The sequence below is a fragment of the Phocaeicola barnesiae DSM 18169 = JCM 13652 genome (assembly GCF_000374585.1).
GTDB lineage: Bacteria > Bacteroidota > Bacteroidia > Bacteroidales > Bacteroidaceae > Phocaeicola > Phocaeicola barnesiae.
Genome location: NZ_KB894670.1, coordinates 1 through 8,772 on the forward strand (window position 1 = coordinate 1; position 8,772 = coordinate 8,772).

Genomic DNA, 8,772 nt, shown 5'->3' on the forward strand with positions numbered 1-8,772 from the left:
TCCGCCACAGCTTTCACACTCATATCCGTAGTACGATACAGTTCCACCGCCGCGGCATACTGTTCCCGACAGTCCGGACGCACTCCCCGCCGGATATTATCACTGATACCCAATCTGATGCGGTACTCCTCCCGACGTTTCAGCACTTCGGAATAATGCACCCGCATGAAATTGGCCAAAGCCGTAGCGTTCACCCCGAACTTCCGGGCTACCTGCGATACGTTCAGGTCGATGTACCGGATGGAATCGCATGCCTGTACCGCTTCTTTATACTTCCGGTGCGCCAGAAAACTCTGGCCGTCGGCCGTATAGAAAGGAATCTCCTGCGCATCCTTCCCTTCTGTCTCTATACCGTACCTGCGAAGCATCAGTTCCCGCCAATAGCGGCGCAGGTAGGCCCGCAGCGCATGTTCACTCTCCCCGCATTCCGCAGCAATGCTACGGATGGAAGTATTCGTATCGGCATAGAGAGCCACCGCCGTTTCGTACCGGCGGTGCAGGGCATACCGCTGACGGATACGAGAACGTTCCTTAGCGGAAAGTTGGGTAAGGTCTTCTATTGACAAACGAGGTTCTTGCATAAGTTCAGAAATATCAGGTTCCTGTTTTTTAAAGCGCTAGCGTTGCACGTATCTTTTCATAGGCCGCGTCTTTCAGCAGCACCGTTTTCTTTCCGTCCAGCAGGTAGAGCGACGGCATCGCCTTCAGGTCGTACAGTGCTCCGCCTTTCACCGCCTCGCGATCTGTACCCACCATCCAGCCTTCGGGCATGTCGGGCAGCGCCTTGCGCCACACCTCGTCGTTGCCTTCGGTATAGACGGCCAGCACACTCAGCTTGCCGATCCGTACGGCTTCAGCCAGTGCCGTATCGGCCGCCATTTGTAGCAGTACCTCGTGACACGACTCGCACTCCGGGTCGTAGAACATCAGCAGCAGACGGTCGTTCTTCACCGGTGTGGTGGCCAATGTACGGTGCGTACCGTCGGGCTGGTAATAGGTGAAGTCCGTAGCCTTATCCCCTACGTTATTACGCCTTACCAGCTCCAGCTTGAAGCGGTAAGCGGAACGCATCGCATCCGTCTGTGGCAACTTGCCAAGCAACGCCTCCAGATACATTCCGTAGAGCCCTTCGTTGTAGAAAGGCGAGTTAGGGTTGAAGAGATAATCGTCCGCCGTTTGAGTCAAAACCTTGCGGGCATGTTCTGTCCCGACGAACCCCGCGCACCAGTTCGCCAGGCTCTCGCGCGTCAGTTCCTCCGGCGTGGTGCCGTCTGCCAGCAGGGCGATGAAATTCACGAAGCCCTGTTCCGTTACGTCACGGTTGTTCACCAGCGTGGTGTCAGCAAAGTCGAACTGCTCCCAGTAGTGGGTGAGCAGGTAGGACTTGCGGGCTTCGGGTTCCGTCAGGGTGGCGGGGATTTCGGGAAAAGGAAAAGAAGACTGAGACATTCCTTTCTGTTCTATCTGTTTTTGAGAAAAGCTTTTCTCATCTGAATTATGTTGCTTATTTCCACGACATGATATCTGACATAGCACCATTAATAGGATACCTAGAAAAAAATGTCTCATCTTCAACCTTATATTATTTAATTTGTCAAATCACGTACACAACGTACCTTGTTTTTAACATTTGATCCACCCCCTTGGGCCTCATTTAAATTAACGAGTACCATATTCGGAGAATTATAAGCAAAACCAGGACGATTGGAAAATTTTCCATTTCCATTAAAACTAAATTTAGTTGCACACCAATAATTTCCCCCTCCCCAATCCGGAATAGAAGTATACATCAACATCAATTCACGCTGATTAGGAACCCTATAGCCTTCTGGACATAATTTACTTGGTCCACTATAATTCAACATAGATTCAAAACCTTGTGTTATGATTTCCTCCCGTCTATTTGTTTCATCTGCCCAATAACGTCCTGTATCAGCCGCTCCTGTAGGAGACATTATCACTTCAAACTTCTCATAAGGCTTATTATTGTTATTAGCCTCACGTTCTTTATGGTCTGGTAATTCCATACCTTGATCATAAGCTGTGCGTTTTGCTAATCTTCCTAATTTAGACATTGACAATATGTAGTTACCATTCGACTGTTTTGTTGCTACTACATAATCCTCAGGAGTTTCCTTAATATCATCCAAGCTTATACCTAAATAACGAACACAGCGATATGTATAATTCTCTTCTGTAACATTAGAACCTTTAGATTCAGATGAGGCTCCTTTTGAAGCTCCTTCCTCTGCCCAAATAACAGAAGGATTAGTATATGTATTGATTCCTCCACTTGAATTTGTGTTTCTATTATAAGAACTACTTGCCACATGCAAACAGTAGGTACCAGCAACCGCACTAAGGTCGTTGGGATTAGGACCATATAATTTTGCTTCTGAAGGCATAGTCGCTTCACCAATCCAGAGGTCTGTCAATTCATCAATAGAAGCCAAAAACCAACGGACCTCCTCTGGATCAATAACATTATTCCCGTTCAAATCTCTATTTCGAATCATACAGGCATGCCATATATCTTTGTAATCGCTTTTTAACTCATCTTCGGAAGTAAGATTACCATTGGTACGTTGCAGAACATCACCCCACTTCGTACCATTTGTTACATATGTATTTCCATTAATAAAAAAATTCAATGTATTCAATCGTCCATTATTATCTGTATTACTCAACGTACCTGTAGGCCCATGACTACTACTTAAAGGTAAGGCACCTGTTTCTATGATACTTTCAGTTCCCCATGCGGTAGCCAAATCCGGATCATCTTCATTATAGATGGAATAAATAGGACTTTGTTTAAAAGTGACCACGCTATTCGACCATGAAGAATTTCCATCATGACTATATTTCGCTTCTCCTGTACATACATGCATCAAACGATCTTCACCGTTTACAACATCTTTCCATAACTTCAATCGTTCTGTATCTGTAGAACTGACACTTCCCGGAAAACGATATTCTTCTGTCGTTGGATTATAGGTATAAATATATTCATCTATAAAAGCTGTAATATAAACAACATCTTCACCATTTTCTGGTTCAAATATATCGCTATCAGATTTTGCTTCTTTCGACAAATGGTTAATTAACTGATTTATATCACGTAAGCATGCATCATTGTCCAAATAAGTTGTAAAATCTTTATAATAGGCATCGCTATAGTCACCTGTACCGGCCTGCAATTTCCCTTTCCAATTGTGGCTATTTCCTTCATCTGATGTTGCATCACCAGGAACATCGCTTATTGTTTTAGCACCACCATCGTAAGCTCCATACCCAGGAAACTTAACCAAATCAACAGATTCTCCATTTATTGTTGTTCCTCTTGATATACCAAACTCTTTATTAATAGCAAAAAGAATCCATTTATAGTCTTTCAATGTATTAGTCGGACTATTCGCAACCTTTACACCTTGATCGTATTTCGTTTGTATTACCCAGGACAGGCCACCCTCAATATCTTTTTTTGTTAGCTTTATCAAACTACGACCATAATGAGAATCTATGGATTTAACTTGAGCTCCGGCAACAATGACATCCCCCTCATATCCTGGACGTACTTCCTTATCCTCCAAAACCTCTACCCGAATAGACTCCAGTCCTTGAATAGTAACATTATATGTATAAAAAGTATTCCGGTTAACAGTGTAATTATTTACCTTTTCTGGATTATCTGCATCTGTATTAGGTTCACCAGTTTCACCTAAATGTACAGTATATTCTACAGCTGCATTAACCCATTGTGCAACTCCCTTCGTTGATGTCCTTTGATAAGACAGGTCTCCTTTAAAGATGACATACGTAGCATTTTCCGGAGCAAAAATAAATGAGCCACCAGTATTTTTTTGTTCACGCAGTGCATATAAATTCTCGGCATTCGGATTTATTTGTTGTTTCTTGTCCGAAGTTATATATTTCTCATTATCACTAGACACATCTTGATGATTTTCAAACATATAAAAATTGAACCACATATCATCCTTTTCTTCTGAATCAAAGGGCAAGGATGTATTTTCATTCATAGATGCATAAGTTGTTGTAATTTGTTCTGGAACTGCATATATGTGAGAACTTGAAGGCAAATTATGAACCTCAAAACTTCTCGGGATAAATGTTGCATTGGCAATAGTTCCTTCTTGAGCCTCTGTATCTTTTGTAATATCTACCTTTATTTTAAAAGTCACACGAGCATCTACGCGACGTAACAATAAATTCTTATCCAACTCCACACTACTACCAGATAGATAAATGTTTCCGTTTTCATCAATATCAACCGCCTGTACATCATTTCCAGCATCATCGACAATCGTACCCGCCATCAAAAAAGCAAGACGGTCTATATTTAACTTATTATTTAATGTCACTTGTAGATCTCTCAAATCAGCTTCATTTTGCACCTCTTCCAAACGACTTGTAGACATATCTCCAGCACTAGCGTCTGCATTAGCTATTGCATATATTTTTTTCCCTTTACCTGAATGAGCTTCAAAGTCTGTAACAAATCCCTGAGCAGTTCCTGTAGTTTCTGAATATTTTCCACCTGAGAATGTTGCATTTCCTTTTGAATCTATCGTTCCATCCGAATTAAAGACAAAAAGGTAAAGTGAAGTTACATTATATTCTGTTTCAGTATTCTGTACAACTCGAGTCTGTATTTTTTGTTGGGTTGTCGAATAATTGAATGCCAGATTTACAGCAACACCTTCCTTTATGTTTATTGTACCTTTAGAAATAAAGGAATCATCAGTACATGCAGAAAATAGAAATAATAAAATACCTACTAATATCGTATTTTCTAAAACAACGTTTCTTTTCATATTTCTCACTCCTTTCTTTAGCTAAATGAAGGTACATCAATATCCATAGTATCCCACTTTCTGACTTCGAAATCAAAATCAATCGTTATTTCCGTCGCATTCAGGTTAATCGTTGCAATAACTTGAATCCAGTTATTTCGCAAAATATCCCTAGTATCTAAAAATTGATTTGATTCACCAATACTCACATTAGGGGAAATCGAATTTAGTGCTATTGTATAATTAGAGGGATCTGCATTTGTTTCATAAACATAAAACACCAGCAAATTTTCATTATCTGAAACATCTTCATAACTTCCTGTTTTTATTGTTTTTTCGATTATCTGTTTAACAGATGAATAGTCAATATCACTTAATAATTCACCTTCCTTAAATAAAGAAGTCTTATTTGCTAAGAAATTACCAAGTGAAAAGCCTGTAATAGGTATCTCCATTCCTGTATTATTAATAAAACTCAACGATATTTTCGCTACAGCATGATAAGTGGAAATAGTAATATCCGCATCACCTTCAATATTTTGCTCAAGATATCCTGTAATAGGTAATCCATTTGTACTGATTTCTTCTTTCAGTTTTGGAAAGAAAGACCGATTGTCATCTTTTACAATGGTATTAAGAAATAATTGAGAAATATCAGCCCCCACTTGAGGATAGTTATCATCTGTGAAACCAATACTCTCTTCATTTGCTACCACATAAAATTTTTTCTTTCCTGTGGTCATACCTAAGAAAGTAACCGTTTTTTTAATTAACGGATTAGCCTCACTACTAAAATCATGTTTATAATTAAACTCCACCTGATTATTTGCATTCGCTACAATTACACGCAATGTCTTAATTCCTTCATCCGACAAAGCAGGAGAAGTACTCCTTCCAAGAGGTTCAGAAGAAAAAGGTTCATTTATACGCAAAGTAACAGTTGCAGTCTTCTCTAAATCAGCTTCAACAGGCAACTTGTCTTTAATGCACGAACTCATTACCCCAGTTAAAAACATGAGTAAAATTACACTCAAATATTTTCTAAATTTCTTCATATACAGTCCTCCTTAAGGTTAGTTCCAATCCGGTTTTCCGTTTACAATCACCCAATCGGGAACTTTAATTTCAACATTCATTTCGCTAAACACGATTGAAATAGGTAATTCAGCTTCCTGTTTTGTTACATCAATGACATCAGCATTACGAACCAGATAATTATATAGATTTCCACGAACCAGCTCTGTTCCCGTATTTATATCGGTCAAAACTAATGTGTGTTCACAATGTCCCGCACTTAATTCTCCTTCGGAATCCATACGGAACAATGCCAAATTTTGTGTACGATAGCATTGATTTTCACTATCATATATCAAATCGGGATAAATAGAGCCTTTTTCGTTTAAGTTAATTTCATTGTTAAAAGAAACTTGTGCGTTCGAATTTTCGAAGCTCAGTTGGTAAGGAATTCCTGCAGTCTGACGTGTTCCACTTGGAGCAGGAAGTCCATGAATTTCTACAAACACCTTCACATGCGCACTGTATAGAGTCACTGTATCACGATACATCACCCCTTCCTGATCGGGCATCACGAACTCTTTCTCACCCAGATAATTGTAATCGTGGTTGGTTACAGGAACATTGGGATCACTCCAAGCCGGATCCTGAAGATAAATATTGGCAAAATTTGTTTCAGTAGCATAGTTTACCACTTCCGTATGATCGTAAGGGTTACCTACAGCCACCACTCTATAACGTTGCCCCGGGCGAAGTTTAAACGACGGGACAGCTTCGAATTTGGTTAATTCGTCCTGATTATATGAGCCGACTCCCAGTATATGTCCATTCGAATCAAAAACATACAGGTCCACCTTGCTCATATACTGGTTCAATACGTCCTTATCGCCGTCAGCCAGATACTGGAAATAGATAGTCACATTGTGACACTCATCCAGATCATCTTTAATACAACTGGTCGTCAGGACGGTAGCGACTAGCGCCATTAATATATATCTTACTAATTTCATCATTCTTATTAAGGTTTATTATTTCTGTATGTTCAGAGTATTTTGGCGGAGAGTCATTCTCCGCCAAAATAAAACTTTAATTATTACTTATTTCCATTCTACTGTTGCATTCACCAATGTCCAAGGGTCAACAGTAACGGTAGCCGTCAACGTAACGCCTTCACCGTCAGGAGTAGGACCAAGATCACCATCCCCAAGAATCAATCCCGTTATATTATAAATATAGCCAGCCTTGAAATCTGTAATATAGCCATTATCATCTATTCCTTCCAAATTGCCTTTCTCACCTTCTAATTTGTATTTAGCCACTCTTGCATATCTATATTCTGAACCCGTTACATTAGTCTGTACTGCATTACTAAAGCAAACAGTCAGTTTAGGGAGATTGTCAGTACCGCTTGCTGGGAATATGTTATAAGCATAGCATTGGGCAGCACTCGGCCATGGTCCAGTTTCTGCATCCGCACCAATGATAACGGCACCAATCTCATCATAAACAGGGGCATTTGTGCTCCATGTTGTTGTAACAGTTTCCCAAGCTCCAATGTTATCAGCAGTAGCCTTATCACTTCCATTCTCTGTCTTAACAGCTCCATTCAGATAGATGCCATCTAATGTAAGTGCAGTATAAGAAGATCCTACAGTTGTGAAGTTAAGTCCAGAGAACTGCAAACGGGCCAGACGACGCTCCAAATTGATGGTTACTGTATAATTACCCTCACTATCTTGCACGAACGTGGATGATTTGCCATAAAGCGGTTCTGCCAAACCTGTATTATAAACGTCGGCCAAACTCATATTGTCCTCAGTTCCTTCATTAACGACAACTTCTATAGATTCCGGAGCTCTTACACCTGTAAATGTATACTCCGAACTACCATCAAGTGAACCTGAAATCTGATGGCTAGGCACATCTACAGCCTGAGCTGTTAAAGTAATTTTACCACTATTTACTTCAACAGGAAATGTTTGTCCATTATCCCCTGTGGCTGGCGTCTCTAGGGTTCGAGTAATAGCATCACCTACAAATCTAACAGTTACTGTAGCACCATTTTGATGGGCTGTATCTATCACTTCTTCATTGTTACATGCCGCAAAAGCCAAGCCGGCCAATCCGAGCATAAAAAACTTGTTCATTCCCATAATCACAAATTTTGGTTAATAAATATCTATTGTTTGATCTCTCTGATTTCTCAAACTTATTCGCTGAACAGTGCTTTGGCTTCCTGCAGCTGCTTCAGGTTACCGGAAGCATCGCTGTAACCGGCTTTGACCGCCCGGGCAAAAGTTTCCTCTGCCTTGTCGGCCTGCCCGCTCTTATAGTAGGCCACGCCCAGTAAGTTAAGCGAAGCTCCGTCCTGTGTATCTTTCAGCAGGGTGATGGCTTCGGTGTAGCGTCCGGCATTCACCGCAGCCAGAGCGGCGTTATAGCGCAAGGCTACGTTATCAGGATAGGTACGCAGGGCGGTGTCGATCGCCTTCCGGTAACCGTCGGTGCCTCGACCGTAACTGTCGGCCACGCGCTGCATCTCCGCCGCGCTCAGCAGATCGGGACGAGACTCCAGCAGCTGGCGGGCCTCCTCGGGCGTGAAGTTGCGGACGGTGTACTCGATGCGGTAGTCGTTGCGACGTAACGGGGCATAAAGTTCATCCAGCAGGTAACGGTAATCATCAGCAGAAAGCTGCTGACGGATTTTCCACTCGCAGGCATCGATGTTATCATTACACTGGGCAATGGCTTCCTGCACCTTCGCACGGGCCGGCCAATCCTCGGCTTGCTCCACCTGAGCCACAAAACCGTCCCAGTCTTCACCCTTCCAGGACACATGCCACAGGTCCTTCGGCAGGTCTTTGTTGTGCTTCTGCACGTAATCGGCAAAAGTCTGCGCACGACGTTGCGACAGTTTTTCATTATAAGCCATCGAGCCTTCGGGCGA

At 41.8% G+C, this 8,772-nt stretch carries 6 protein-coding genes and 1 pseudogene; all 7 read right to left on the reverse strand.

Features of this window, described 5'->3' with window-relative positions; all coding sequences use genetic code 11:
* Window positions 1-581: pseudogene (locus C510_RS0115670) on the reverse strand (hypothetical protein); the annotation flags it as partial.
* 28 nt (window positions 582-609) lie between these two features.
* Complete coding sequence (locus tag C510_RS0115675) at window positions 610-1,569, reverse strand: DUF5106 domain-containing protein (RefSeq protein ID WP_026320260.1); 960 nt, start codon at window positions 1,567-1,569, stop codon at window positions 610-612.
* A 17-nt stretch (window positions 1,570-1,586) separates the two neighbouring features.
* Window positions 1,587-4,832, reverse strand: coding sequence for a fimbrial protein (locus C510_RS0115680; RefSeq protein WP_018712216.1), 3,246 nt, complete (start codon window positions 4,830-4,832; stop codon window positions 1,587-1,589).
* 17 nt (window positions 4,833-4,849) lie between these two features.
* Window positions 4,850-5,866, reverse strand: a complete 1,017-nt coding sequence (locus C510_RS0115685) for a fimbrial protein (protein ID WP_018712217.1) — start codon at window positions 5,864-5,866, stop codon at window positions 4,850-4,852.
* Window positions 5,867-5,884: 18 nt separating this feature from the next.
* The gene (locus tag C510_RS0115690) at window positions 5,885-6,838 is read right to left on the reverse strand and encodes a FimB/Mfa2 family fimbrial subunit (protein ID WP_025893139.1); all 954 of its coding nucleotides are present in this window, start codon (window positions 6,836-6,838) and stop codon (window positions 5,885-5,887) included.
* A gap of 84 nt (window positions 6,839-6,922) precedes the next feature.
* Window positions 6,923-7,978 (reverse strand): hypothetical protein, encoded by a 1,056-nt coding sequence (locus C510_RS0115695; RefSeq protein ID WP_018712219.1) that lies wholly within the window; start codon window positions 7,976-7,978, stop codon window positions 6,923-6,925.
* 56 nt (window positions 7,979-8,034) lie between these two features.
* The coding region (locus C510_RS17565; protein ID WP_026320261.1) for a tetratricopeptide repeat protein at window positions 8,035-8,772 on the reverse strand (738 nt) is incomplete at its 5' end.

What these genes read in the sequence shown, in the direction of transcription:
- C510_RS0115675 (WP_026320260.1), bottom strand. Translation starts at nt 1,569, where the DNA reads ATGAGACATTTTTTTCTAGGTATCCTATTAATGGTGCTATGTCAGATA.
- C510_RS0115695 (WP_018712219.1), bottom strand. Translation starts at nt 7,978, where the DNA reads ATGGGAATGAACAAGTTTTTTATGCTCGGATTGGCCGGCTTGGCTTTT.
- C510_RS0115685 (WP_018712217.1), bottom strand. Translation starts at nt 5,866, where the DNA reads ATGAAGAAATTTAGAAAATATTTGAGTGTAATTTTACTCATGTTTTTA.
- C510_RS0115680 (WP_018712216.1), bottom strand. Translation starts at nt 4,832, where the DNA reads ATGAAAAGAAACGTTGTTTTAGAAAATACGATATTAGTAGGTATTTTA.
- C510_RS0115690 (WP_025893139.1), bottom strand. Translation starts at nt 6,838, where the DNA reads ATGATGAAATTAGTAAGATATATATTAATGGCGCTAGTCGCTACCGTC.